We start from the raw sequence: 24,403 nt of genomic DNA on the forward strand, positions 1-24,403 counted from the left end.
GACAGCCGTTGTCCACAGGGGTGGAAGGGCGCTCCGGGCCGGGGCACAGTGGTCGCCATGCGGGGGTGGTGGAGCGAAATCACCGGTCTGGTCCTGCCCGTCGCCTGTGGCGGGTGCGGTGTGCCTCGTACGCAGCTGTGCGAGGTGTGCGCGGGCGCGTTGTACGGCGGCGTGGCACGGCGTGCCCGGCCGGTGCCGGAGCCCCGGGGGCTGCCCGTGGTGCATGCCGCGGCTGCCTACGGCGACGCGGTACGGGCGGTGCTGCTGGCGCACAAGGAGCGCGGTGCGCTGGGGCTCGCCGGGCCGCTCGGCACGGCGCTGGCGGGTGCGGTGCGGGCCGCTGCGCCTGAGGCCGGTCGTACGGGCGGGCCGCTGCTGCTCGTACCCGTGCCGTCGGCCCGGCGGGCGGTCAGGGCGAGGGGCCATGACGCGGCACTGCGTATCGCGCGTGCGGCGGCGGCGGAGCTGAGGCGTACGGGGACTCCGGCGACGGTCCTTCCGGTGCTGCGGCAGCGGCGCGCGGTGGCCGACCAGTCCGGTCTCACGGCCCGCCAGAGGGTCGCGAATCTGGCAGGGGCCCTGGGCGTACGGGCAGGGGGCGAAAGGCTGCTGGCGGGCGGCCGGACCGTGCTCGTGGACGATCTGATGACGACCGGTGCCTCACTGGTGGAGGCGGCCAGGGCACTGAGTGCCGCATTTCCCCACGGCTTTCCCGGATTCGCACAGCTGAGCGCCGCAGTGGTCGCCGTTCCTCCGCTGTCATGGGAAATAAACCGGAACTGACGGGGAACTCGCAACGTTGCAGGTAGTGAGAGAGCAAAAACGCCTGATCGGAGGTATGTGCTGGTAGCGGGTGCCGACACCCGTCCGGGCGAGCTATGTTCGGTTGTGAGGAATGGCGAGCGCCGTGCCTCGGTGAATGCACTGCCGTGTTTCCGGTCAGGGATTCGAGGCAGCGAGAACCTTGAAGTTGGTGGGGTGGAGATCTTGTCCACTGGGGAGGAGGAGGTGAAAGTCGCCAAGTCCGAGGCTCCGGTGACCACCGGAGCCTGGTGCAAGAGGGAGATGCTCCGCAGCGAGTGAGCGTGCGGAGTGATCCGGGAACGGAGTTCTGCGTGGACATCGTCGTCAAGGGCCGCAAGACCGAGGTGCCCGAGCGGTTCCGCAAGCACGTGGCCGAGAAGCTGAAGCTGGACAAGATCCAGAAGCTCGACGGCAAGGTGATCAGCCTCGACGTCGAGGTGTCCAAGGAGCACAACCCGCGGCAGGCCGACCGTTCCGACCGCGTGGAGATCACACTTCACTCGCGTGGCCCGGTGATCCGGGCGGAGGCCGCGGCCGGCGACCCGTACGCAGCGCTTGACATCGCCACCGGCAAGCTGGAGGCGCGGCTGCGCAGGCAGCACGACAAGCGCCACACGCGCCGTGGCAACGGCCGCATCCCGGCCGCGGAAGTGGCCGATGTCGTGCCGGGCGTGGCGGAGTTGAACGCCAATGGACGGCCCATCACCGAAGAGGCGGCGGATTCCGTTCCCACCACCAGGCTGGGCTCGCTCGAAGTGCAGGGCGAAGGGCCGCTGGTGGTACGCGAGAAGACCCATACCGCAGCACCCATGTCGCTCGACCAGGCGCTCTATGAGATGGAGCTGGTCGGGCACGACTTCTATCTGTTCGTCGACTCCGAGACGAAGCAGCCCAGTGTCGTCTACCGACGGCACGCCTATGACTATGGCGTCATCCACCTGGAGACCGATCCGCTGGCCGGTCCCGAGGCGGGCGGCGGCGCCGGAGGTGCACTCGGCGGCTGACCCCGTCAGCAGAACATGCGGTGCCCCTGGAGCGCCCTGTGCGCTCCAGGGGCACCCCCGTGCCACCACAGAATCACCGCACCGGTGCCCGGGCATGAAAGCATGGCGTGGCAAGCCAACCGATGCGCTGTGGACTCGCGTTGGCAGCTGACAACGTGATCTTCGTCCACGGCCTTAGGGGGAGGAACGATGGCGGACAGCTTCGGTCCGGTGCATCACCACCACGCGGGCGGCCAGAGTGATGGACGTGCCGACTCCGAGGAGGACACCGGCGCGTCCCGCAAGGAGCCGATCCGGGTTCTCGTCGTGGACGACCACGCGCTGTTCCGGCGAGGCCTCGAGATCGTCCTCAAGCAGGAGGAGGACATCCAGGTCGTCGGCGAGGCGGGCGATGGGGCGGAGGCCGTGGACAAGGCCGCGGATCTGCTGCCCGACATCGTGCTGATGGATGTGCGGATGCCCAAACGCGGTGGCATCGAGGCATGCACGGCCATCAAGGAGGTGGCCCCCAGCGCGAAGATCATCATGCTGACGATCAGCGACGAGGAAGCCGACCTCTACGAGGCGATCAAGGCGGGTGCGACCGGCTACCTCCTCAAGGAGATCTCCACCGACGAGGTGGCCACGGCCATTCGCGCGGTGGCCGACGGTCAGTCGCAGATCTCTCCCTCGATGGCCTCCAAACTGCTCACCGAGTTCAAGTCGATGATCCAGCGCACCGATGAGCGCAGGCTGGTGCCCGCCCCCCGGCTGACCGACCGGGAGCTCGAGGTGCTCAAGCTCGTCGCGACGGGCATGAACAACCGGGACATCGCCAAGGAACTGTTCATCTCCGAGAACACCGTGAAGAACCACGTGCGCAACATCCTGGAGAAGCTGCAGTTGCACTCCCGGATGGAGGCCGTGGTCTACGCGATGCGGGAGAAGATCCTCGAGATCCGCTGACCGGCCGGTGCCGGCACCCGCGGCGCTGCGGCGCCGGGTGCCTGCTCAGGCGCTGTGCTCAGCCAAGGGCCTTGACCAGGTCCGGCATGAGCTCGGGACGGTCCATCCGCTCGATCCGTACGGAATCGCAGCCGACCCACTCCGCGGCCTCCCGCAGCGCCTGGGCCATCGGCGCCACCGCCTTCGGGGTGTCCAGGGACACCTGGCGTGCCACCAAGGTCGTGCCCTCACGCGCCGGGTCGACGCGGCCCAGCAGCTTCCCGCCCGCGAGCAGAGGCATCGCGAAGTATCCGTACACCCGCTTCGGCTTGGGGACATACGCCTCCAGCCGGTGCGTGAATCCGAAGATCCGCTCGGTGCGCGCCCGTTCCCAGATGAGCGAGTCGAACGGCGAGAGCAGGGTCGTGCGGTGCCGGCCGCGCGGCACGGAGGCGAGCGCCTCGGGGTCCGCCCAGGCGGGCTTGGACCAGCCCTCGACAGCCACCGGCACCAGACCGGAGTCGGCGACCACCGAGTCGAACTGCTCGCCCTTGAGTCGGTGATAGTCGGCGATGTCCGCGCGGGTGCCCACCCCGAGCGACTGCCCCGCGAGCCGGACGAGCCGGCGCAGGCACTCGCGGTCGTCCAGGTCGTCGTGCAGGACGGCGTCCGGGATCGCCCGCTCGGCCAGGTCGTACACCCGCTTCCAGCCCCGGCGCTCGGTGCACACCACCTCGCCGTACATCAGCGCGCGCTCGACGGCGACCTTCGAGGCGGACCAGTCCCACCACTCCCCGCCGTTCTTCGCGCCGCCCAACTCGGTGGCGGTCAGCGGACCTTCGGCCCGCAGCTGCTTGATCACCGCGTCGTACGCGTCGTCCGGCAGCTCGTGGTACCACTGCGGCCGCGAGCGGTAGGCGCGGCGGCGGAACGCGAAGTGCGGCCATTCCTCGACGGGCAGGATGCAGGCCGCATGCGACCAGTACTCGAAGCTGTGACCTTCCGTCCAGTACGCATCCTCGACCGTCCGGCGGCCCACCGCGCCGAGCCGGGCGTACGGAATCAGCTCGTGCGAGCGCGCCAGGACAGAGATCGTGTCCAGCTGTACGGCGCCGAGATGGCGCAGCACGGCCCGCACCCCTCCGCGCCGGTCGGGCGCGCCCAGGAATCCCTGGGCGCGCAGCGCTATGCGGCGGGCCTCGACGTCGGACAGTTCGGCGGCGGGAGGCGGCTGCGTCGTCATGTCCCGCACGATAGACGGCCGCACTGACAGTCGAGCCCGCACTCGTTGGCGCGCGGGCAGCACCGCGCGGGCGGCGCTTGGGCAGCCGGTCCGGTCAGGACGTCGCGGGCAGATACGGGTGCGCGCCGGTCAGGCCCAGATCGGAGGGAAGCAGAGCGCCGACCCAGGCGTCACGCAGCGTGTCCTTGTTCATCAGCGCCGCCCGCAGTTCGCCCTCGATCCGGAACCCGGCCTTCTCGGCGACAGCGCGTGAGCCGATGTTTCCCACCTCGGCCCGCCATTCCAGGCGGGTCGCGCCCAGCCGCATGAAGGACCAGTGGGACACCGCGGCCACGCTCTCCGCCATCACCCCGCGCCCGCGGTGTTCCTTGCCCGTCCAGAAGCCGATCTCCCAGGTGCCCGAGAATGTACGCAGAGTAACTGCCACCGAGGCCATCAGCGGGCCGCCCTCGCGCGGCAGCACCGCGAACGTGCACATCGTGCTGTTGTGCCAGCCGTCCGGCACCATCTGCTCGACGAAATCCACCGCGTGCTGCCGTGCGTACGGCGAAGGGACCGTCGTCCACCGCTGAATGTCCGGATCCTGACAAGCTTGGTATACAGCCTCCGTGTCCTCGGCCGTGAACGTACGCAGCAGCAGGCGCTCGGTGGTGAGTGTGATCGGCTCCATGACCGGATTGTGGTCATGTCCATGGGGCCGATGCGAGCACTTTTGGCCTCTTCGCGGCACCTTCCGCGGTTCCCGTGCGTTCTCATGGCGGGTGACAGCAGGCCTGGGTGACGACGGACCTCCCGACTCGGCGGGGTCCTCGCTTACGATGGCCGTTGCGGTGGGGACCACCTGCCGTGCCCGTGCCAGTGTCCATCAAACGACCCAGTGCCAGGCCCGACCGGCAAGGAGACCAGCCTCAGTGTCCGTCTTCAACAAGCTCATGCGTGCAGGCGAAGGCAAGATCCTGCGCAAACTGCACCGCATTGCGGACCAGGTCAACTCCATCGAGGAGGACTTCGTCTCCCTCTCCGACGCCGAGTTGCGGGCGCTCACGGATGAGTACAAAGAGCGCCACGCCAACGGCGAGAGCCTGGACGACCTGCTCCCCGAGGCGTTCGCGACCGTCCGCGAGGCCGCCAAGCGCGTCCTCGGCCAGCGTCACTACGACGTGCAGCTGATGGGCGGCGCCGCCCTGCACCTCGGTTACGTCGCCGAGATGAAGACCGGTGAGGGCAAGACCCTCGTCGGCACGCTCCCGACCTACCTCAACGCGCTGTCCGGCAAGGGCGTCCACCTGATCACGGTGAACGACTACCTGGCCGAGCGCGACTCCGAGATGATGGGCCGCGTCCACAAGTTCCTCGGCCTGTCCGTGGGCTGCATCCTCGCCAATATGACCCCGGCGCAGCGCCGTGAGCAGTACAACTGCGACATCACGTACGGCACCAACAACGAGTTCGGCTTCGACTACCTGCGCGACAACATGGCGTGGTCCAAGGACGAGCTCGTCCAGCGCGGCCACAACTTCGCGGTGGTCGACGAGGTCGACTCGATCCTGGTCGACGAGGCGCGTACGCCGCTGATCATCTCCGGCCCTGCCGACCAGGCCACCAAGTGGTACGGCGACTTCGCCAAGCTGGTCACCCGCCTGACCAAGGGCGAGCCGGGCAACCCGCTCAAGGGCATCGAGGAGACCGGCGACTACGAGGTCGACGAGAAGAAGCGCACGGTCGCCATCCACGAGAGCGGTGTCGCGAAGGTCGAGGACTGGCTGGGCATCGACAACCTCTACGAGTCGGTGAACACCCCGCTCGTGGGCTACCTGAACAACGCCATCAAGGCGAAGGAACTGTTCAAGAAGGACAAGGACTACGTCGTCATCGACGGCGAAGTCATGATCGTCGACGAGCACACCGGCCGTATCCTCGCCGGCCGCCGCTACAACGAGGGCATGCACCAGGCGATCGAGGCGAAGGAAGGGGTGGACATCAAGGACGAGAACCAGACCCTCGCCACGATCACCCTGCAGAACTTCTTCCGCCTCTACGGCAAGCTGTCCGGAATGACCGGTACGGCCATGACGGAGGCCGCCGAGTTCCACCAGATCTACAAGCTCGGCGTCGTCCCGATCCCGACGAACAGGCCGATGGTCCGTCTGGACCAGTCCGACCTGATCTACCGCACCGAGGTCGCCAAGTTCGCCGCGGTCGTCGACGACATCGTCGAGAAGCACGACAAGGGGCAGCCGATCCTGGTCGGCACCACCTCGGTCGAGAAGTCCGAGTACCTCTCGCAGCAGCTGAACAAGCGCGGTGTGCAGCACGAAGTCCTGAACGCCAAGCAGCACGACCGGGAGGCGACGATCGTCGCCCAGGCGGGCCGCAGGGGCGCCGTCACCGTCGCCACCAACATGGCCGGCCGCGGTACGGACATCAAGCTCGGCGGCAACCCCGACGACCTCGCCGAGGCGGAGCTGCGCCAGCGCGGCCTGGACCCGGTCGAGCATGTCGAGGAGTGGGCCGCGGCGCTGCCCGCCGCGCTGGAGCGCGCCGAGGCGGCCGTCAAGGCCGAGCACGACGAGGTCAAGGAGCTCGGCGGTCTGTACGTGCTGGGCACCGAGCGGCACGAGTCGCGGCGTATCGACAACCAGCTGCGCGGTCGTTCCGGCCGTCAGGGCGACCCGGGCGAGTCCCGCTTCTACCTGTCGCTCGGCGACGACCTGATGCGGCTGTTCAAGGCGCAGATGGTCGAGCGCGTGATGGCCATGGCCAACGTGCCGGACGACGTCCCGATCGAGAACAAAATGGTGACGCGCGCGATCGCGTCGGCCCAGTCGCAGGTCGAGCAGCAGAACTTCGAGACGCGTAAGAACGTGCTCAAGTACGACGAGGTGCTCAACCGGCAGCGCGAGGTCATCTACGGTGAGCGCCGCCGCGTCCTGGAGGGCGAGGACCTGCACGAGCAGATCCGCCACTTCATGGACGACACCATCGACGCCTACATCGAGGCCGAGACCGTCGAAGGCTTCGCGGAGGAGTGGGACCTGGACCGCCTGTGGGGCGCGTTCAAGCAGCTCTACCCCGTGAAGGCGTCGATCGAGGAGCTGGAGGAGGCGGCAGGCGACCGGGCCGGTATCACCGCCGAGTTCATCGGCGAGTCGATCAAGGAAGACATCCACGAGCAGTACGACGAGCGCGAGAAGCAGCTCGGCTCGGAGATCATGCGCGAGCTCGAGCGCCGTGTCGTGCTGTCGGTCCTGGACCGCAAGTGGCGCGAGCACCTCTACGAGATGGACTACCTCCAGGAGGGCATCGGCCTGCGCGCAATGGCGCAGAAGGACCCCCTGGTCGAGTACCAGCGCGAGGGCTTCGACATGTTCACCGCCATGATGGAAGGCATCAAGGAGGAGTCCGTCGGCTACCTGTTCAACCTGGAGGTCCAGGTCGAGCAGCAGGTCGAGGAGATCCCGGTGCAGGACACGGCGGAGAAGACGTCGCTGGCCAAGCAGGACGCCGTGCCTGCGGGCGCCGGCCGGCCGGAGATCCGTGCGAAGGGCCTGGACGCCCCGCAGCGTCGCGACCGGCTGCACTTCTCGGCTCCGACGGTGGACGGCGAGGGCGGCATCATCGAGGGTGACCTCGTCGACGACGACGGCTCGGCACGGTCCGAGTCGGACGGGATGACGCGCGCGGAGCGGCGCAAGGCGCAGAAGGGTGCCAGCCGGCGCCGCAAGAAGTAGGCGTGCGCGGTGAGTACCACATGAGGGCCGGGGCCGGACACCGAGCAGGGTGTCCGGCCCCGGCCTCTTGCGTATCCCGACACGCGGCTCGGTCCTGGTGGTCGTGGGTGAGCAGCTTCTTTGCATCGGCCGCGCTCGCGACGAGCGCTGAGCCGCCAGGACGAGGAGCAGTTCGTCACGGTCCTCGGCTCTCCACGACGTGCCCTCCGGCACGCCGGGCCAGTGCGGGCAAGGCGCCAGGCGGGTGGACGGGGGCGTCTGGCGCCCTTTGCTGCCCCCGGGAGGGAAGAGGCCCGGCCGGGCCGGACCGGGCGGCCTGACGGCCGCCCAGTGGGCGCGGTCGTACCGGTCCGCGGGTCCGATCGACCCGACCGGGCCCGGTGCCGGCCGGGTCGACGGTGAAGTCGCCCCGTCCGCCGGCTCCGAGCCGACTCCGCCTCGCCCGGGCGGGTGTTCCCGCCGTGTGCCCGGTCCGGTCCGGGAGGGACCGGTCGCTCCGCCCTCTGGGTGCGTGCCCGGTCCCGTCCGTGTCCTTGGTGTGCGGCTCTGGGGCCCGCCCGGGACTGGGGCGCCCGTCCACTTGGGATCAGGCCGGGTGCCACTCGGCCCCGCGCGTCCCTTCGTGGCCGGCGGGGGCCGGCCGGGGCCCGCCCCGGTCCGGTGCGGGGTCCGTTCCACCGGGTGCGGCCGGGTGCTCCGGTGCGAGCCGTCCACCTGGTGTCCCTCCGAGGGCCCCGGCGCAGGTCCGGTGCGGCCCCGTTCTCTCGTGTACCCAGGTCAGCCCGCCCCCGTCCGTTCGCCGCCCAGTTCCACCGCCGCGCAGCGCCAGCGCAGGTCCCGGCCCTGTTCCAGGCGGAAGGCCATTGCGCTGACCCGGTCGCCCGAGCCGATGCGGGCGAAGGCCTCGATCACGCCCGGGCCGGGGTGGAACTCGCCGCAGTGGCGGATCACCGGGGTCACCCGGTCCACCGGGCGCAGGGGTGCTCCTGGGGCGAGACGGACCAGCTGGTCGTACGCCTCGCCGATCGTGTGGCCGAGCATCCAGTGCACCGGCCGGCGGCCGCTCAGCACCGCCAGCAGACGGTCGGCGAACCAGTAGTGCGGTTTGTGCTGCCTGCTCCGGGCGCGTGTCAGTGCTGCCGCCGCTGCCACGGCCGGCCGGTTCTGGTCACGTCGTCCTGCGGGCCGGGTCCTGTCCATGCAGATCGCCCCCGATGTGCCGGTCCCGGAATGAGTACCGGGAGGTAACTTCGTTGGTGATCTTCTACGGCGTGCTCCGCGCCGCCGCAACGCGTGCATCCCCTTCGCGGACCGCGCCACAGGATTCACCTATCAGGGTGACCGGAACCCGTACCGGCCCTTGTCGCACGGGCATCCAAGGGGGTGCGGTGTGGACGGTGCACAAAGGCGGCGGCGGCACCCGGAAGGGGTACGCCGCACGTATCCTGAGGGCGTCTCCCGACTACGAAAGCGGCCATCCATGCGCGTCTACGTCCCCCTGACCCTCCCCGGTCTTGCACAGGCGTACAAGGCGGGCGAACTGGCTCCCGGCCCGCTGACCGCCTACGCCGTCACGCCGGCACTGCGCGAGTGGTACGTCTCCGACGACATCGAGGAGCTCGAGTACGCCGCGCTCAACCGCGCCGCCGCCGCCTCGCTGCGCCTGCTCGCCGGCGTCCCGGACGCCCCCCGCCGCCGCGTGGTCGTCGCCGTGGACGTACCGGACCAGGACGCCGTCGCCGACCCCGACCGCGCGCTCGACCCCGCAGCGCTCGGCGAGGTTCGGATCGCCGCCGCGGTGCCGATGGCCAAGGCGGCCGCGGTCCATGTCGACGCCGACGACGCGGTGGCCGACGTCCTTGCCGCGGTGGATGCCCTGGGCGCCGCCGACCACGGTGACGAGGACGCCCGCTTCACGGTCGACGGCGCCGAGGACCACGAGCTGCTCTGGTACGGCGTGCAGGAGATCCCGAACATCGTCGGCTGATCCACGGCAGGCCCTGGCCGCCACGGGTTGTCGGAGCCACCCGGTACGGTTTTCACATGGGGAAGCACAGCACGCACCTGGTCTGGGACTGGAACGGCACACTGCTCGACGACATCGGCGCGGTCATCTCCGCGACCAACGCCGCCTTCGCGGAGATCGGTCTGGAGCTGATCACGCTCGAGCGCTACCGCGAGCTGTACTGCATCCCGATTCCCCGCTTCTACGAGCGGCTGATGGGCCGGCTGCCCACCGAGGCCGAGTGGGCCGTCATGGACGAGGCCTTCCATCGGCACTACACCGAGCACCGCATCGGCTGCGGTCTCACCGACGGGGTCGAGGACCTGCTGCGCGAGTGGCAGCGGGCCGGCCGCAGCCAGTCGCTGCTGAGCATGTACGGGCACGAGCAGCTGGTCCCGGTCGTGCGGGGATACGGCATCGAGAGCCACTTCATCCGCGTCGACGGGCGCACCGGCCCGTCCGGCGGCACGAAGGCGCTGCACATGGAGCGTCATCTGAAGGCCCTGGACGGCGCCGCCGTCCCCGGCCGCACCGTGGTCATCGGGGACGCCGTCGACGACGCGCTCGCGGCCGCGCACGTCGGTGCGCGGGCCGTGCTCTACACCGGCGGCTCGCACAGCAGGGCCAGCCTGGAGTCGGTGGGCGTGCCCGTGGTGGACACGCTCGCCGAGGCCGTGGAGGAGGCACTGCGTCTCGCCGCATGACGGCGTGCCAGGAGCACCGCCTCGGTGGGGAGCGCAGAAGCGCACCCCGCCGACAGGGCCTAGGTGACCGGCGACTTCGCGCGCAGCACCTTGATGAACTCACGCATCCACGCCGGTTGGTCCGGCCAGGCCCGCGACGAGATCAGCGTGCCGTCCACGACCGCCTCCGCGTCCTGGAAGGACGCCCCTGCCGCCTGCATGTCCAGCTCCAGCGCCGGGTACGCGGTGACCCTGCGCCCTTCGAGGCTGCCGATGGCCGCCGTCAGCAGCGGGCCGTGGCAGATCTGCGCCACCGGTTTGTCGGCGTCGAAGAAGGCCTTGAGGATCTTGCGCAGTTCCGGGTCGTTGCGCAGATACTCCGGAGCCCGCCCGCCCGGGATCACCACTGCGGCATACTGGCCGGGGTCGACCTCCGAGAAGCCCAGGTCCGCAGGCCAGGTGTAGCCCGGCTTCTCGGTGTAGGTGTCGAAACCCGGCTCGAAGTCGTGCACGACGAACCGCAGCTTCTTACGGGTGGGTGCCGCGATGTGCACCTCGTACCCCTCCTCCAGCAGTCGCTGGTAGGGGTAGAGGACCTCCAGCGACTCCGCGGCATCCCCGGTGACAATCAGGATTTTCGTGGTCATGGCTGCTCCCGGTGTTCGGGCTGTCGACGGTGTCCGTGGTGCCCCAGATCAAACGTGCACCGCCGTCGGATGCTTGCCAAGTGGGCTTTTGTCGCTGTCCAGAGTGTCAAACTTCGGACCCCGCTTTTGTACACATACGGCTCATGACGGTTCGGGGGTGCGGGGCGATAGCCTGGACCCGTGATCAGCGCGATATGCCATGGGGGCAGCGAAGCCCCCTCGAGGCACCGCCCCGCGACAGCTGGGGGACCGCGCCCGGAGCGCCACAGCGCCCGGGCGATCGCTGATCGTCTCTGTCCGACCCGTCCGCCAGAAATGGCCGGAACCGGCTCGGGCATCTCTCACCGCGGCATAACGTCGAATCCGACCGGAGACCCCGCGTCATGGCGTTGCGCCGCACATTTCACCTACGTCACGCAACGGCGCGCGACAGGAGCCAGAGGACATGCAGACCAAGCTGGACGAAGCCAAGGCCGAGCTGCTCGCACGGGCTGCCCGGGTAGCTGAGAACAGCCCGGTCGGGGGGCACCTTCCGACTGGGGCCGAGCAGGGGAAGCGTCCCGACCGGGACACTTTGCTCTCCTATCTCCAGCGCTACTACCTGCACACCGCTCCCGAGGACCTCACCGACCGCGACCCGGTCGACATTTTCGGTGCGGCGCTTTCCCACTACCGGCTCGCCGAGAACCGCCCGCAGGGCACGGCGAACGTCCGGGTGCACACGCCGACCGTCGAGGAGAACGGCTGGACCTCCAGCCACTCCGTCGTCGAGGTCGTCACCGACGACATGCCCTTCCTCGTCGACTCGGTCACCAATGAGCTCTCCCGGCAGGGCCGCGGCATCCATGTCGTGATCCACCCGCAGCTGGTGGTCCGCCGCGATCTGACCGGCAAGCTGATCGAGGTGCTGCCGGACGGGAGGAACACCGAGGACCTGCCGCACGACGCGCTCGTCGAGTCCTGGATCCATGTCGAGATCGACCGCGAGACCGACCGCGCCGACCTGAAGCAGATCACCGCCGATCTGCTGCGCGTCCTGTCCGACGTCCGCGAGGCCGTCGAGGACTGGGAGAAGATGCGCGACTGCGCCCTGCGCATCGCCGACCAGCTGCCGGACGAGTCCCTCGCCGACGATCTGAACGCGGAGGAGGTCGAGGAGGCGCGCGAGCTGCTGCGCTGGCTCTCCGAAGACCACTTCACCTTCCTCGGATACCGCGAGTACACGCTCACCGAGAACGACGCGCTGGCCGCCGTGCCCGGCACCGGGCTCGGCATTCTGCGCTCCGACCCGCACCACAGTGAGGCCGAGGACCACCCGGTCTCCCCGTCCTTCAGCAGGCTGCCCGCCGACGCCCGCGCCAAGGCCCGCGAGCACAAGCTGCTCATCCTCACCAAGGCCAACAGCCGGTCCACCGTGCACCGCCCCAGCTACCTGGACTATGTCGGCGTCAAGAAGTTCGACGAGCAGGGAAATGTGATCGGCGAGCGCCGGTTCCTCGGTCTGTTCTCGTCAGCCGCGTACACCGAGTCCGTGCGCCGTGTGCCCGTCGTGCGCCGCAAGGTCGACGAGGTGCTGAAGGGCGCCGGCTTCTCGCCCCACAGCCACGACGGCCGTGACCTGCTGCAGATCCTCGAGACCTACCCGCGCGACGAGCTCTTCCAGACCCCGGTCGACAAGCTGCGCGAGATCGTCACCAGCGTGCTGTACCTGCAGGAGCGCCGCCGGCTGCGGCTGTACCTGCGCCAGGACGAGTACGGCCGCTACTACTCCGCGCTCGTCTACCTGCCCCGCGACCGCTACACCACCGGCGTCCGGCTGCGGATCATCGACATCCTCAAGGAGGAGCTCGGCGGCACCAGCGTCGACTTCACGGCCTGGAACACCGAGTCGATCCTGTCCCGGCTGCACTTCGTCATCCGCGTCCCGCCCGGCACCGAGCTGCCCGATCTCACCGACGCCGACACCGAGCGCATCGAGGCCCGGCTGGTGGAGGCCGCCCGCTCCTGGGCCGACGGCTTCGCCGAGGCGCTCAACGCCGAGTGCGGCGAGGAGCGCGCCGCCGAGATGCTGCGCCGCTACGGCCACGCCTTCCCCGAGGGCTACAAGGCCGACCACTCGCCGCGCGCCGCGGTGGCCGACCTGGTCCACCTGGAGCAGCTGCGCCACAGCGACAAGGACTTCGCCCTGTCGCTGTACGAGCCGGTCGGCGCGGCGCCGGGCGAGCGCCGGTTCAAGATCTACCGCATGGGCGACCAGGTCTCGCTCTCCGCCGTGCTGCCGGTCCTCAACCGCCTCGGCGTCGAGGTGATCGACGAGCGTCCCTACGAGCTGCGCTGCACCGACCGTACCCATGCCTGGGTCTACGACTTCGGCCTGCGGATCCCGCTGCCCGCCGGCAACGGCGGCGACTACTTCGGCGACGACGCCCGCGAGCGCTTCCAGAACGCGTTCGCCGCGGTGTGGACCGGTCAGGCGGAGAACGACGGCTTCAACTCCCTCGTCCTGGGCGCCGGGCTCACCTGGCGGCAGGCCATGGTGCTGCGCGCGTACGCCAAGTACCTGCGTCAGGCCGGTTCGACCTTCAGCCAGGACTACATGGAGGACACCCTCCGTACCAACGTCCACACCACGCGGCTGCTGGTCTCGCTCTTCGAGGCCCGGATGTCGCCGGAGCGGCAGCACGCAGGCACCGAGCTGACCGACGGTCTGCTCGAGGAGCTGGACGGCGCGCTCGACCAGGTCGCCTCGCTCGACGAGGACCGGATCCTGCGGTCCTTCCTCACCGTCATCAAGGCCACCCTGCGGACGAACTTCTTCCAGAGCGCCGGCGATGGAGGCAGCAAGGGGCAGGCGGCGGGCGGCGAGCCGCACGGCTATGTGTCGATGAAGTTCGACCCGCAGGCGATCCCGGACCTGCCGGCACCCCGCCCGGCGTTCGAGATCTGGGTCTACTCCCCGCGTGTCGAGGGCGTCCACCTGCGGTTCGGCAAGGTCGCCCGCGGCGGTCTGCGCTGGTCCGACCGGCGTGAGGACTTCCGTACGGAGGTCCTGGGCCTGGTCAAGGCGCAGATGGTGAAGAACACCGTGATCGTGCCGGTCGGCGCGAAGGGCGGCTTCGTCGCCAAGCAGCTCCCGGACCCGTCCGTGGACCGTGACGCGTGGCTGGCCGAGGGCATCGCCGCGTACAGGACCTTCATCTCCGCGCTGCTCGACATCACCGACAACATGGTCGGCGGCGAGGTGGTCCCGCCGGCCCAGGTGGTCCGCCACGACGAGGACGACACGTACCTCGTGGTCGCCGCCGACAAGGGCACCGCGTCGTTCTCGGACATCGCCAACGAGGTCGCCGTCTCCTACGGCTTCTGGCTCGGCGACGCCTTCGCGTCCGGCGGTTCGGCCGGATACGACCACAAGGGCATGGGCATCACCGCCCGCGGCGCCTGGGAGTCGGTCAAGCGGCACTTCCGGGAGCTCGGCCACGACACCCAGACCCAGGACTTCACCGTCGTCGGCGTCGGCGACATGTCCGGTGACGTGTTCGGCAACGGCATGCTGCTGAGCGAGCACATCCGCCTGGTGGCCGCCTTCGACCACCGGCACATCTTCATCGACCCGGACCCGGACGCGGCCGTCTCGTACGCCGAGCGCCGCCGGCTGTTCGAGCTGCCCCGCTCCTCCTGGGCCGACTACAACAAGGAGCTGCTGTCGGCCGGCGGCGGCATCCACCCGCGTGCGGCCAAGTCCATTCCCGTCAACGCGGCGATGCGCACGGCGCTGGGCATCGACTCGGGCGTCACCAAGATGACGCCGGCCGAGCTGATGCAGGCGATCCTCAAGGCCCCCGTGGACCTGCTGTGGAACGGCGGCATCGGCACCTACGTCAAGGCGCACACCGAGACGCACGCCGACGTCGGTGACAAGGCGAACGACACCATCCGCGTCAACGGCGAGGACCTGCGGGTCAAGGTCGTCGGCGAGGGCGGCAACCTGGGGCTGACCCAGCTCGGCCGGATCGAGTTCGACCGCAACGGCGGCCACATCAACACCGACGCGATCGACAACAGCGCCGGTGTGGACACCTCCGACCACGAGGTGAACATCAAGATCCTGCTGAACGGCCTGGTCACGGACGGCGATCTGACGGTCAAGCAGCGCAACCAGCTGCTCGCGAAGATGACCGACGAGGTCGGCGCGCTCGTGCTGCGCAACAACTACGCGCAGAACGTGGCCCTCAGCAACGCCGTCGCGCAGTCGCCGTCGCTGCTCCACGCCCACCAGCGCTACATGCGGCGCCTGGAGCGCGACGGGCATCTGGACCGGTCGCTGGAGTTCCTCCCCAGCGACCGCCAGATCCGTGAACTGCTCAACACGGGCAAGGGGCTGAGCCAGCCCGAGCTGGCGGTCCTGCTCGCCTACACCAAGATCACGGTGGCGGACGAGCTGATCGGGACGTCCCTGCCGGACGACCCGTATCTGCGCCGGCTGCTGCACGCCTACTTCCCCAAGCCACTGCGCGAGCAGTTCCCCGACGCGGTCGACTCGCATGCGCTGCGCCGTGAGATCGTCACGACCGTGCTGGTCAACGACACCGTGAACACCGGTGGTTCGACGTTCCTGCACCGCCTGCGCGAGGAGACCGGGGCGTCGATCGAGGAGGTCGTGCGGGCACAGACCGCGGCGCGCGAGATCTTCGGGCTCGGCGCGGTGTGGGACGCCGTCGAGGCGCTCGACAACAAGGTCGCGTCCGACGTTCAGACCCGTATCAGGCTGCACTCCCGCCGCCTCGTCGAGCGCGGTACGCGCTGGCTGCTGGGCAACCGACCGCAGCCGCTGGAGCTCGCCGAGACGATCGGCTTCTTCGCCGATCGGGTGGAGCAGGTGTGGGCCGGGCTGCCGAAGATGCTGCGCGGCGCGGACCTGGAGTGGTACCAGAACATCCTGGACGAGCTCACCGGCGCGGGCGTCCCGGAGGAACTCGCGCTGCGGGTGGCCGGGTTCTCGTCCGCGTTCCCGACGCTCGACATCGTCGCGATCGCGGACCGCACCGGGCAGGAACCTCTGGCTGTCGCCGATGTGTACTACGACCTCGCGGACCGGCTGAGCATCACCCAGCTCATGGACCGGATCATCGAACTGCCGCGGTCCGACCGCTGGCAGTCCATGGCCCGCGCCGCAATCCGCGAGGACCTGTACGCGGCACACGCGGCACTGACGTCGGACGTGCTGAGCGTGGGCAACGGCAGCTCCACCCCGGAGCAGCGGTTCAAGACCTGGGAAGAGAAGAACGCGGCGCTGCTAGGCCGGGCGCGGTCGACGCTGGAGGAGATCCACGACTCGGACATGTTCGACCTGGCGAACCTGTCGGTCGCGATGCGGACGATGCGCCAGCTGCTGCGGACGCACGGCTAGTACGTGGTCGACCGAGGGGCGCCTCGCACCGGAACCCGGTGCGAGGCGCCCCTCGGCGCATCGGCCCAGGCGGGCGCCGTCCGTACGTCGGCACCGGTTCCTGCGGCCGGGCTGCGTGGGGCGGGGAGGGCGGCGTCGGTTCGGCCCCTCGCGGGAGGGGGAGCGTCTGGTGCGCGCGGCGGCGACGCCCGCGGGGGCGCCCGGACCGTGCGCGCCGGTCGCGGGCGGCGGGCTTCCGGGGCGGTACCCACCGGGCCACTCGGCGTTCCAGTCGGTGGAGCGGTGCGGCTCGGCGCGGGCGAGCGCCGGGTGCGGGTGCGACCGCGGGTGCGTTGCCTGCCGGGTGGCGGTCCGGTGCTTCGGCGGCGCGGCCGGGCTGCGTGGGGCGGGGAGGGCGGCGTCGGTTCGGCCCCTCGCGGGAGCGGGTGCGTTGCGGTCCGGGCGGTGGCGGCGGTGTGGTTCTCCGTGCGGTGGCTGTGCTGTGGGTCCGGGGCGAGCAGGTGTGCGGTGGCCGCCGGGTGCGTTGCCTGCCGGGTGGCGGTCCGGTGCTTCGGCGGCGCGGCCGGACTGCGCCGGACGAGGACGGCGGCGTCGGTTCGTTCCTCGCGGGCAGTCGCGTTGCGGGCCGGGCCCCGGCGGCGGCGCGCGCGAGCAGACGTCCGCGGGGCCGGACGGCCGTGTCACCCCAGGCCGGGGCAGCCGCCCGGCGGGGGTCAGGAGTCGCCGCGCATCCTCCGCAGCCAGCCCGATGCCCTCGGGTCCTTCGGTGCCGGTGCCGCCATGCGGGCGGTTCGTTCGATGGCGGTCACGGCCGAGGCGATCTGCTTCGGGAGCCGGCCCGCGAAGCCGCCGCTGCCCATGTCGCTTCCCACGGCCCGGTGGCACAGCCCGGCGATCTCCGCGGCCGACGGCCTGTCCTCCGGGCCGGCCGCGAGCGCCGCGGCCAGCACCACGCGCAGCGCCGCCGGATGGGCGCTCAGGTCCGGGGGCTCGTGCGCGGTGCCGGCGATGCGGGTGGCGAGCACGAAGCCGCCGCCCTCGCCGTACGGGTGGCGCCCTGAGGCCGCCTCGGCGGCGACCAGGCCGAGCGTGAACACGTCCGACGCGGGGGTGAGCGCGCGCCCCAGGGCGTGCTCCGGCGACATGTACTTGGGCGTGCCCACCATCCGGCCCACCGTGGTCAGCGCCGAGGTGCCGTCGGCGGCGCGGGCGATGCCGAAGTCGATCAGCCACGGCCCCTCGGCCGTCAGCAGCAGATTGCCCGGCTTCACGTCCCGGTGGATGAGACCGGCGGTGTGGACGGCATCCAGCGCCCGCGCCGCGCAGGCCGTCAGCCGCAGGACGCAGTCCACCGGCAGCGGACCGAACTCCTTGAGCGCCACGTCCAGCGGTAGCCCCGGCACATAGCGGGTGGCGAGCCAGGGCCGCGGCCCTTCGGCGTCATGGTCGACGACCTCGGCCAGATGACTGCCCCGCACCCGGCGGGCAGCCTCGACCTCGCGGGCGAAGCGTCTGCGGAAGTTCTCGCTCTGCGCGTGCTCGCGGCGGATCAGCTTCAGGGCGACGGGATGGCGGCCGTCATGCGTGCGGGTGAGGAAGACGGTGCCCATACCGCCCTCGCCGATCCGTGCCTCGAGAACGTATCCGGCGATCTCGCGAGGGTCGTCGTCCCTCAGCGGCTGCGGCCCACGGTTCCCCATCCCGACCCCCTTGGCACCGCAGAGGAGCCTATCGCCACACGGCGCCGGCAGGTGTCACTTGCGGGAGCCGGTGAACTCCTCGTACGCGGCGACGACTTCCTTCGCCGGGCCGTCCATCTGCAGCACCCCCGCCTCCAGCCAGATCGCCCGGTCGCAGCTCTCGGTGATGGTCGAGTTGCTGTGGCTGACCAGGAAGACCGTGCCGGCCTCCTTGCGCAGCTCGTCGATGCGCTGCTGGCTGCGGCGCCGGAAGCGGGCGTCACCGGTGGACAGGGCCTCGTCGATGAGCAGGACGTCATGGCTCTTCGCGGCGGCGATCGAGAACCGTAGCCGGGCCCCCATGCCGGAGGAGTACGTACGCATCGGCAGCGAGATGAAGTCGCCCTTGTCGTTGATCCCGGAGAAGTCGACGATGTCGTCGTAGCGGGCCCGGACCTGTTCACGGGTCATGCCCATCGCCAGTCCGCCGAGGACGACATTGCGCTCGCCGGTCAGATCCGACATCAGGGCGGCGTTCACGCCGAGCAGCGAGGGCTGGCCCTGGGTGTAGACCTTGCCCCTGGCGGTCGGCAGCAGGCCCGCGATGGCCTTGAGCAGCGTCGACTTGCCGGAGCCGTTGGAGCCGATCAGCCCGATCGCCTCGCCCTTGTACGCGGCGAAACTGACGCCCTTCACGGCGTGCACCTCGCGTACGCCGGGGGTGCCGCGGCGGGACAGGATCCGGCTGAGGGCGGAGGTGGCGCTGCCCTTGCCGGTGCGCGCGCCGTTGACCTTGTAGGTGATGTGGACGCCGTCGACGACGACGGTGGGGACCTGCTCTGACTCAGCCACGGCCGTACTGCTCCTCTGCCTTCCAGAAGTACACGAAACCGCCGACGGCCAGGACCACGGCCCATCCCAGGGCCAGGGCCCAGACGTGCGGGGGCAGCCGGTCGGCGGTGTAGGAGTCGATGAACGCGAAACGGACCAGGTCGATGTAGACGGCGGCCGGGTTGCACTTGAGCGCCAGGACGACGAACTCCGGCAGGTCCCGGTCCTTGAGGATGTGCGGAATGCTGAACATCACGCCGGACGCGTACATCCAGGTGCGCAGGACGAACGGCATCAGCTGGGCGATGTCGGGGGTGCGGGCGCCGAGGCGGGCCAGGACCATCGACAGACCGGTGTTGAAGGCGCACTGCAGCACCAGCGCCGGGACCGCCAGCAGCCACGACCATCGCGGGAACTCGCCGAGGACGGTCAGGATCACGACCAGCGCCCCGAGCGAGAACAGCAGTTGCTGGAGCTGTTGCAGGGCGAGTGCGACGGGCAGGGAGGCCCGGGGGAAGTGCAGGGCCCGCACAAGCCCGATGTTGCCGGAGATGGCCCGGGTGCCGGACATGATCGAGTTGGCGGTGAAGGTCCAGATGAAGACGCCCGTGACCAGGAAGGGGACGAAGTCTGGGACGTCCTTGCTGGTGTTCAGGATCTTGCCGAAGATCAGGTAGTAGACCGCGGCGTTCAGCAGCGGGGTCATCAGCTGCCAGACCTGGCCGAGCTTCGCCTGGCTGTACTGGGCGGTGAGCTTGGCGGTGGCGAACGCGGTGATGAAGTGCCGGCGCGACCACAGCTGCCGGAGGTAAGCCGGCAGGGAGGGCCGGGCGCCGCTCACGGTGAGCCCGTGGCGGGCGGCGAGTGAGGCGAGATCTGCGGTCGGCGGCGGCGGACTGCTCACGGGGCTCGCTTTCGGGTGGGGGAGGTAGGCATGGACGACGGGACGGGACCGTTTCGTCGCTACGGGGAGGGTAGGACCGTCGGACGTCGCGACGCAACCGTCTCGTCGTCACGGGCTATGCTCCTGTGCATGCCCACGGACCCTGGAACCCCGCGCCGCGCCCCGGCGGGAGCCGCCGTGCTCCGGGAGGACGTGACGGATGCGATCCGCGCCGCCGTCTTCGAGGAGCTGGCGGCGGTCGGCTTCGCGCGTATGTCCATCGAAGGCATCGCCCGGCGGGCGGGTGTCGGCAAGACGGCGGTCTACCGGCGCTGGAAGTCGAAGCTGTCGCTGGTGCTGGACCTGCTCTCGGCGTTCGCGGCGCAGGGGCTGCCGGTGCCGGAGACGGGTTCGCTGTACGGCGATGTGCGCGCGCTCCTCGAGGTGGCGTCCCACGCCCTGCGCCACCCGGTCGCCTCCCGGGTCATCCCCGACCTGCTGGTCGAGGCGGCGCGTCAGCCGGAGATCTCGGACGCGATCAAGGCGGCACTGCTGGACGCGCAGCGGGGCGTCGCGACTCTGGTGGTCCGCGACGCGGTCGCCCGCGGCGAACTCCCCGGATCGACCTCCCCGGACAGGGCGCTGGACGTGATCGTGGGCCCGCTGTACTGGCGGCTGGTCGTGGTGCGCGGGGGGCTCCCGAAGGGGTACCTGGACGAGTTGGCGAGGTCGGCAGTGGCGGCGCTGAAGGCCTGACGGGTCCCCGGAAGCGGCGCGGGGGGCAGGGGCGGCCCGGCCCGGCGGTGGGCGGGCGTCACCCGGACGGCCCAGTGCGTGGTGACCACGGTGCGGTGAACGGGTTGTTCTCCGCAGCAACCCCGCGCTCTGAATGGACGTGCTCACCATGCCGGTTCGGCTCAGCGTCGTCGTTCCCGTGTACAACGTGGACGAGTTTCTCGAGGAATGCCTGGGCTCCCTTGCCGGGCAGAGCCTGCGTGACATCGAGGTCGTCATGGTGGACGACGGCTCCACGGACGGCAGCGCCGAGATCGCCCGCGCCTTCGCGGAGAAGGATGCGCGCTTCCGGCTTGTGTCACAGGAGAACGCGGGGCTCGGCGCAGCGCGCAACACCGGGATCCGGCACGCGCGCGGGGAGTTCCTGACGTTCGTGGACAGCGACGACGTCGTGCCCGCCGGCGCATACGAGAAAATGGTCGCTTCGCTCGATACGTCGGGGTCCGACTTCGTCACCGGGAACGTGTTCCGGCTGCGCGCGAGCGGCAGGACCGAGCAGTCGCCGATGTTCCGCGAGCCGATGGCCACCTCGCGCACCGCCACTCACGTCACCAGGCACTGGGCGCTGCTGTACGACCGGATCGCCTGCAACAAGGTGTTCCGCAGGACGTTCTGGGACCGGCACTCCTTCGCGTTCCCCGAAGGCGTGCTGTTCGAGGACATCCCGGTGATCCTGCCCGCGCACTTCCTCGCCGCGTCCGTGGACGTGCTGCACGACTCGGTCTACCTCTGGCGGGACCGGGACGGCTCCATCACCACCCGCAGGGCCAGGCCGCAGGCCGTGCACGACCGGGTCGCATCCGTCAGCCGTGCGCAGCAGTTCCTCGCGCGGGAGAAAAAGTGGGCGGAGGGCAGGCGGCGTTACGAGACCAGCGTGCTCAGCAGCGATCTGTGGCTGTTCATGGAGGCGCTGCCGGACGGGGACGCCGAATACCACCAGGCGTTCCTCGAGCATGCCGGTGCCTTCGCCGGCAGTGCCGGGCAGCGGGCGACTGCCGCACTGCCGCTGCATCTGCGCGTCAAGTGGCAGCTCGTGCGCGAACGCCGCCTGGCCGAGCTGCTCGATCTCCTCGCCTACGAGAAGCAGGGCGGCCGCGACGCCTTCCGCCTTCGCGGGCTGCGCCGCTCCCGGGCCGCGTACCCGGTCCTGACCGCGCCCCTCCCGCGCGGCGTCGCACGGCTCGGCGCCGCCGAACTGCCGGTGATCGCGCACCTCACCGAGGTGGCATGGCGTGACGGCATGCTGCATCTCAAGGGATACGCGTACCTCCGCAACCAGCCCTGCGACGAACGGCGGCCGGTCACCCTCGGGTGGCTGCGGTCCGGCAGACGGCGTGTGGTGCCGCTGCGGCTGCGTGCCGCCGACGCCCCCCAGGCGACCGCGGATTCCCGGCAGAGCCTGCACTGCTACGACCGGTCAGGCTTCGAGACGGTCGTCGACCCCACCCGGCTCGGGACGACGGACGCCACCTGGAACATCGAAGTGGGCATTCTCAGCGGCGGAAGGCTGCTGCGCGCCCCGGTGCGGCTGTCCGGCAACCCCGCCGCCCCCGCCGTCCACCACGTGCGCGACGATCTCCGCATCGTGCCTGTGCTGTCCGGCAACAAGCTGAGGCTGAAGACCGAACGGGTCGCCGCCGTGTTCACCGGACACCGGGCCGCGCCGGGGGGACGCGTCCGCATCGAAGGAACCGCTCTGGGCGCCGGACCCGCGCCGAGGGCGCTGCGGCTCGACAGCCGCCACACCAAGGAGCACATCGAGGTCCCCGTCACGTTCACCGGTGGTGCCTTTGCCGCGGAAGTCGCCGTGGAGGCCCTCGCGTCCGACGGCGAGTCCCGGACGTGTCCCTGGAACGTCCGGCTCCTGCGCGCCGACGGCAGCCGCCTCCCGGTCGCCGTGCGCGCCGCCGACCCCGGCCGCCACGCGCTCCCCGACCCCGCCCGCGAACTCGTGTTCACCACCGACGCGTCCGGCAACCTGGTCCTGTCGGAGCAGACCCCCCAGCCCATCGCGGACACCTTCGCCTGGGCCTTGTCCGGCGAGCTGGTGGTGGAAGGCAGCTTCCCCGAGCAGGCGCTGCGGCAGACCGAGCTGGTGCTGCAGCACAGCGGCACCCACGAGGAGGCGGCCTTCCCCGTGGACGCGCAGGACGGCGGCCGGTTCCGTGCCGTCCTCGCCCCCTCCGCCGTCGACGGCCTCGGCGGCGAGCTGCCGCTGGCCGAGGGGCGCTGGTACTTCTTCTTCCGCAAGCGGGGCGAGAGCGATCCGGCACGCTACTCCCCGATGCGCCTCGCGCCCGCCGAGCACGCCGCCGTACCCGCCGTGCAGGGCCTGCGCGGACGGGACTTCGCGCTGAACCGCCGCTTCCACGATCAGCTGGTCCTGGAGTCCGGTCCGGTCCTGCCCCCCGGCGAGCGGGGCGGGTTCAACGAGCGGCGGCTGCGTGAGCGTGGGGCGGTGCTGCGCGTGGGCCCGCGCCGGGACACCGTCCTCTTCTGCAGCTTCGACGGCCGCCAGTACTCCGACTCGCCGCGCGCCGTCCATGAGGAACTGCTGCGCCGCGAGACCCCGTTCGAGCATCTGTGGGTGGTGCGCGACCAGCAGGTACGGCTGCCCTCGGGAGTCCGCGCGATCGCTTACGGCGGTGCCGACTGGCACGAGGCCCTGGCGACGGCCAGGGCCGTGGTCACCAACACCCAGCTGCCGGACTGGTTCGAGCGCGGCACGGACCAGTTCGTGGTGCAGACCTGGCACGGCACCCCGCTCAAGCGCATCGGTCGGGACCTTCTGGGCACTGCCCAGGCCAACCGTCCCTACATCGAGTCCCTGCCGCGCAGGGCCGCCCAGTGGAGTCTGCTCGTCTCGCCCAACCGCTTCTCCACGCCGATCCTGCGCCGCGCCTTCGGCTACGAGGGCGAAGTGCTGGAATCCGGCTATCCGCGCAATGCGCTGCTGCACGCCGAGGACCGGGTGAAGATCGCCGCGAGCGTGCGTGAGCGTCTGGAGATCCCGGACGGCAAGAAGGTCGTGCTGTACGCGCCGACCTGGCGTGAGGACCGGCCCAAGGGCGGCGGCCGCTACGCCATGGATCTCCGGCTCGACCTGGCCGCCGCGCGCGAACGGCTCGGCGCCGGCCACCATCTGCTGATCCGCCGGCACTATCTGGTCAACGACCCGCTGCCCGGCACGGGGGGCTTCGCCCGTGACGTCTCGCGCTACCCCGACGTCGCGGAGCTGATGCTGGTGAGCGACGTACTTGTCACCGACTACTCCTCGCTGATGTTCGACTTCGCGCAGACCGGCCGCCCGATGCTGTTCCACACCTACGACCTGGAGCACTACCGGGACACGCTGCGCGGGTTCTACTTCGACTTCGAGAGCCGGGCTCCGGGGCCGCTGGTGCCCGGCAGCGCGGAGCTGATCGAGGCACTGCGCGACCCGTCCGCCGCGACCGCCGCGTTCGAGGACGGGTACGCCGCCTTCCGTGACGTGTTCTGCGATCTCGACGATGCGAGGGCTGCCTCGGCGGTCGCCGACCGGATGCTCGACGAGTTCCGACGCGGGCCGTCGAGTTGACGGCGTCGGGCATACGGAAGGACGTGTGGTGAACGGCCTGAATCGTTCGGGTTACGGACCGGTATGGACCGTCCGGGTGATTCGCGCGCCGTTCCTTTGCCAAAGATCGCAGCGCAGTCAGCAGTCCAGCATTTAAGTGTGTTTATCGGTGCGCGCTGTTGACGTTGCGGATTGCTACGTTCGGCGG

The 24,403-nt window shown here is 70.3% G+C and carries 16 protein-coding genes; 9 read left to right on the top strand and 7 right to left on the bottom strand.

Features of this window, described 5'->3' with window-relative positions:
• Positions 1-57: 57 nt before the first annotated feature.
• The 3 genes from OHS70_RS22920 (at position 58) to OHS70_RS22930 (ending at position 2,753) form a co-directional block, all read left to right on the top strand.
• The gene (locus OHS70_RS22920) at positions 58-783 is read left to right on the top strand and encodes a ComF family protein (protein ID WP_328399969.1); all 726 of its coding nucleotides are present in this window, start codon (positions 58-60) and stop codon (positions 781-783) included.
• Positions 784-1,115: 332 nt separating this feature from the next.
• On the top strand, positions 1,116-1,808 hold the full coding sequence (gene hpf / locus OHS70_RS22925; protein ID WP_328399971.1) for a ribosome hibernation-promoting factor, HPF/YfiA family: 693 nt from the start codon (positions 1,116-1,118) through the stop codon (positions 1,806-1,808).
• A 189-nt stretch (positions 1,809-1,997) separates the two neighbouring features.
• On the top strand, positions 1,998-2,753 hold the full coding sequence (locus OHS70_RS22930; protein ID WP_328399973.1) for a response regulator transcription factor: 756 nt from the start codon (positions 1,998-2,000) through the stop codon (positions 2,751-2,753).
• Between the two features lie 58 nt (positions 2,754-2,811).
• Here OHS70_RS22930 and OHS70_RS22935 read toward each other — a convergent pair whose 3' ends face one another.
• Positions 2,812-3,975, bottom strand: a complete 1,164-nt coding sequence (locus tag OHS70_RS22935) for a winged helix-turn-helix domain-containing protein (protein WP_328399975.1) — start codon at positions 3,973-3,975, stop codon at positions 2,812-2,814.
• Positions 3,976-4,069: 94 nt separating this feature from the next.
• Positions 4,070-4,645, bottom strand: a complete 576-nt coding sequence (locus tag OHS70_RS22940) for a GNAT family N-acetyltransferase (protein WP_328399977.1) — start codon at positions 4,643-4,645, stop codon at positions 4,070-4,072.
• A 241-nt stretch (positions 4,646-4,886) separates the two neighbouring features.
• On the opposite strand from OHS70_RS22940, the gene secA reads away from it, so the two are divergent.
• On the top strand, positions 4,887-7,706 hold the full coding sequence (gene secA / locus OHS70_RS22945; protein WP_328399979.1) for a preprotein translocase subunit SecA: 2,820 nt from the start codon (positions 4,887-4,889) through the stop codon (positions 7,704-7,706).
• Positions 7,707-8,483: 777 nt separating this feature from the next.
• Here the strand turns inward: secA and OHS70_RS22950 are convergent.
• The gene (locus OHS70_RS22950) at positions 8,484-8,906 is read right to left on the bottom strand and encodes an Rv3235 family protein (RefSeq protein ID WP_328399981.1); all 423 of its coding nucleotides are present in this window, start codon (positions 8,904-8,906) and stop codon (positions 8,484-8,486) included.
• 280 nt (positions 8,907-9,186) lie between these two features.
• On the opposite strand from OHS70_RS22950, the gene OHS70_RS22955 reads away from it, so the two are divergent.
• On the top strand, positions 9,187-9,693 hold the full coding sequence (locus OHS70_RS22955; RefSeq protein WP_328399984.1) for a DUF6912 family protein: 507 nt from the start codon (positions 9,187-9,189) through the stop codon (positions 9,691-9,693).
• A gap of 56 nt (positions 9,694-9,749) precedes the next feature.
• Positions 9,750-10,415: an HAD family hydrolase gene (locus OHS70_RS22960; RefSeq protein WP_328399986.1), complete on the top strand. Its 666-nt coding sequence runs from the start codon at positions 9,750-9,752 to the stop codon at positions 10,413-10,415.
• A 59-nt stretch (positions 10,416-10,474) separates the two neighbouring features.
• On the opposite strand, the gene OHS70_RS22965 is transcribed toward OHS70_RS22960, so the two are convergent.
• Positions 10,475-11,041 carry a DJ-1/PfpI family protein gene (locus OHS70_RS22965; RefSeq protein ID WP_328399988.1) on the bottom strand — a complete coding sequence of 189 codons (567 nt, stop codon included), beginning with the start codon at positions 11,039-11,041 and terminating at the stop codon, positions 10,475-10,477.
• Positions 11,042-11,486: 445 nt separating this feature from the next.
• On the opposite strand from OHS70_RS22965, the gene OHS70_RS22970 reads away from it, so the two are divergent.
• Positions 11,487-16,451 carry an NAD-glutamate dehydrogenase gene (locus OHS70_RS22970; protein WP_328399991.1) on the top strand — a complete coding sequence of 1,655 codons (4,965 nt, stop codon included), beginning with the start codon at positions 11,487-11,489 and terminating at the stop codon, positions 16,449-16,451.
• 713 nt (positions 16,452-17,164) lie between these two features.
• Here OHS70_RS22970 and OHS70_RS22980 read toward each other — a convergent pair.
• The 3 genes from OHS70_RS22980 to OHS70_RS22990 are packed head-to-tail and all read right to left on the bottom strand — an operon-like array spanning position 17,165 to position 19,865.
• Positions 17,165-18,151 (bottom strand): serine/threonine-protein kinase, encoded by a 987-nt coding sequence (locus OHS70_RS22980; protein WP_328399993.1) that lies wholly within the window; start codon positions 18,149-18,151, stop codon positions 17,165-17,167.
• A gap of 54 nt (positions 18,152-18,205) precedes the next feature.
• Positions 18,206-18,982: an ABC transporter ATP-binding protein gene (locus tag OHS70_RS22985; RefSeq protein WP_328399995.1), complete on the bottom strand. Its 777-nt coding sequence runs from the start codon at positions 18,980-18,982 to the stop codon at positions 18,206-18,208.
• The gene (locus tag OHS70_RS22990) at positions 18,975-19,865 is read right to left on the bottom strand and encodes an ABC transporter permease (RefSeq protein ID WP_328399997.1); all 891 of its coding nucleotides are present in this window, start codon (positions 19,863-19,865) and stop codon (positions 18,975-18,977) included. Before OHS70_RS22990 ends, OHS70_RS22985 begins: the two co-directional genes overlap by 8 nt.
• 117 nt (positions 19,866-19,982) lie before the next feature.
• Between OHS70_RS22990 and OHS70_RS22995 the strand changes: the two genes are divergently transcribed.
• Complete coding sequence (locus OHS70_RS22995) at positions 19,983-20,600, top strand: TetR/AcrR family transcriptional regulator (protein ID WP_328399999.1); 618 nt, start codon at positions 19,983-19,985, stop codon at positions 20,598-20,600.
• A gap of 148 nt (positions 20,601-20,748) precedes the next feature.
• Positions 20,749-24,216: a bifunctional glycosyltransferase/CDP-glycerol:glycerophosphate glycerophosphotransferase gene (locus OHS70_RS23000; protein ID WP_328400001.1), complete on the top strand. Its 3,468-nt coding sequence runs from the start codon at positions 20,749-20,751 to the stop codon at positions 24,214-24,216.
• Positions 24,217-24,403: the final 187 nt, after the last annotated feature.

It is taken from the genome of Streptomyces sp. NBC_00390, assembly GCF_036057275.1.
Classification (GTDB): Bacteria; Actinomycetota; Actinomycetes; order Streptomycetales; family Streptomycetaceae; genus Streptomyces.

Bases quoted from the DNA above. Each gene is read 5' to 3' on its own strand.
- OHS70_RS22920 (WP_328399969.1), top strand. From the start codon at position 58: ATGCGGGGGTGGTGGAGCGAAATCACCGGTCTGGTCCTGCCCGTCGCC.
- OHS70_RS22930 (WP_328399973.1), top strand. From the start codon at position 1,998: ATGGCGGACAGCTTCGGTCCGGTGCATCACCACCACGCGGGCGGCCAG.
- OHS70_RS22935 (WP_328399975.1), bottom strand. From the start codon at position 3,975: ATGACGACGCAGCCGCCTCCCGCCGCCGAACTGTCCGACGTCGAGGCC.
- OHS70_RS22940 (WP_328399977.1), bottom strand. From the start codon at position 4,645: ATGGAGCCGATCACACTCACCACCGAGCGCCTGCTGCTGCGTACGTTC.
- OHS70_RS22950 (WP_328399981.1), bottom strand. From the start codon at position 8,906: ATGGACAGGACCCGGCCCGCAGGACGACGTGACCAGAACCGGCCGGCC.
- OHS70_RS22955 (WP_328399984.1), top strand. From the start codon at position 9,187: ATGCGCGTCTACGTCCCCCTGACCCTCCCCGGTCTTGCACAGGCGTAC.
- OHS70_RS22960 (WP_328399986.1), top strand. From the start codon at position 9,750: ATGGGGAAGCACAGCACGCACCTGGTCTGGGACTGGAACGGCACACTG.
- OHS70_RS22965 (WP_328399988.1), bottom strand. From the start codon at position 11,041: ATGACCACGAAAATCCTGATTGTCACCGGGGATGCCGCGGAGTCGCTG.
- OHS70_RS22970 (WP_328399991.1), top strand. From the start codon at position 11,487: ATGCAGACCAAGCTGGACGAAGCCAAGGCCGAGCTGCTCGCACGGGCT.
- OHS70_RS22980 (WP_328399993.1), bottom strand. From the start codon at position 18,151: ATGGGGAACCGTGGGCCGCAGCCGCTGAGGGACGACGACCCTCGCGAG.
- OHS70_RS22995 (WP_328399999.1), top strand. From the start codon at position 19,983: ATGCTCCTGTGCATGCCCACGGACCCTGGAACCCCGCGCCGCGCCCCG.
- OHS70_RS23000 (WP_328400001.1), top strand. From the start codon at position 20,749: ATGCCGGTTCGGCTCAGCGTCGTCGTTCCCGTGTACAACGTGGACGAG.